The sequence below is a fragment of the Acidimicrobiales bacterium genome (assembly GCA_036399815.1).
Taxonomy (GTDB): Bacteria; Actinomycetota; Acidimicrobiia; order Acidimicrobiales; family DASWMK01; genus DASWMK01.
In genome coordinates, this window is record DASWMK010000111.1 from 1 (window position 1) to 1722 (window position 1722).

The 1722-nt window shown below is 76.5% G+C and carries 2 protein-coding genes; one reads left to right on the forward strand and one right to left on the reverse strand.

Going from position 1 to position 1722, the window contains the following annotated elements; all coding sequences use genetic code 11:
• The coding region (locus VGB14_08055) for an alpha/beta hydrolase (GenBank protein HEX9992862.1) at positions 1–816 on the forward strand (816 nt) is incomplete at its 5' end.
• Between the two features lie 100 nt (positions 817–916).
• Here the strand turns inward: VGB14_08055 and VGB14_08060 are convergent.
• Positions 917–1722: PD-(D/E)XK nuclease family protein (locus VGB14_08060; protein HEX9992863.1), on the reverse strand; the 806-nt coding region annotated here is incomplete at its 5' end.

The window sequence follows — 1722 nt, forward strand, 5'->3', positions numbered from 1 at the left end:
GTGGACGTCGGCGACCTCACCTTCGACGTCCGGGCCGACGGGCCGGACGACGGCCGACCGGTGGTGCTGCTGCACGGCTTCCCGGAGACGTCGGCGTCGTGGGCGGCGGTGACCTCGCAGCTGACCGAGGCCGGCCTGCGCACCTACGCCGTCGACCAGCTGGGCTACTCCCCCGGCGCCCGGCCGGCCGAGGTCGATGCCTACGCGCTGACCAACCTGGCGCAGGTCACCGCCGACCTGATGACCGCGATGGACGTGCCGGTGGCCGACGTCGTCGGGCACGACTGGGGCGCCAACGTCGCCTGGGCGCTCGCCGCGTGGCACGAGGACCGGGTGCGCTCGCTGACCGCCGTCTCGGTGCCGCACCCCACGGCGTTCACCACGGCCTTCCGCTCCGACCCGGAGCAGAAGGAGCGCTCGGCCTACATCCGGCTGTTCTGGCAGGAGGGCAAGGCCGAGGAGGTGCTGCTGGCCGACGACGCCCGGCGGATGCGGCGGATGTTCGGGGACGCCGTCCCGGCCGAGGCCGTCGACGAGTACGTGGCCGTGCTGTCGGCGCCGGGCGCGCTGACCGCGGCGCTCAACTGGTACCGGGCGATGAGCTCGGCCACGCCGGTCGACGACGTGACCGTGCCGACCACCTACGTCTGGAGCGACGACGACGTCGCGATCGGACGGCAGGCCGCGGAGGGCTGCGCCGAGCACGTCAGCGGCGACTACCGCTTCGTCGAGCTGACCGGGATCTCGCACTGGGTCCCCGAGCAGGCCCCCGAGCAGCTGGCCGTGGCCGTCCTCGACCGCATCGCCTCGACCTGATCAAGGACCCCGAGAAGGACCCCGTCCTCCTCACCGCTCGCAGGCTCGCGGCGAGCCTCTGGACGGGGCCGGGCCTCGGGACGGGGCCACACCGCGTGGGTCAGTACTCCTCCGGCTCCTCGTCGGTGGTGCCGGTGACCAGGGCGAGCAGGCCGGCCTCGTCGAGCAGGTCGACCGGGCGCACGGTGACGCCGGCGGCGACGTGGTGGAACCCGGCGCTGACCCGCTCGACCGGGACGCCGGTCAGCCGCGACCAGCCCAGCCGGTAGGCGGCCAGCTGCACCGCCGCGGCAGCGAGCTCCGCGCCCGACGGCGGCGGGCCGGTCTTCCAGTCGACGACCTCGAAGCCACCACCGCCGTCGTCGAAGACCGCGTCGATGCGCCCGCGCAGGGTGAGCGGGCCCAGGGGCGTCTCGAAGGGCACCTCGACCTCGACCGGCTGCCGGTTGGCCCAGGGGCTGGCGAGGAACGCCGCCTGCAGCGCGGCCAGCGCGCCGTCGGGGGCGGCGGACTCGTCGCCGGAGCCGGGCAGCTCGTCGAGGTCGAGCAGCCGGGCGACGCCGAAGCGCTCCTCCAGCCAGGCGTGGAAGGCGGTGCCGCGGCGGGCCAGCGGCGCGGGCGCGGCGGGCATCGGCCGGCGCAGCCGCCGGGCGAGCTCGGCCGGGTCGCGGCGCAGCGTGACCAGCTCGGACACCGACAGGTGGCTGGGCAGCGGCACCTCGACGGTGGGGTGGGCGGTGCGGCGCCGCTCGCGCAGCAGCAGGTCGGCGTTGCGCACCCACCGCTCCACCTCCGGGTCGCCGGTGCCGAGCGCGGCCCCGGCGTCCAGCGGGTGCGGGGCGGCGCCGGCCACCAGCTCGGCGGCGGCGGTGAGCGCCCGGCGGCGCGGCGGTGAGAGCGGGTCGG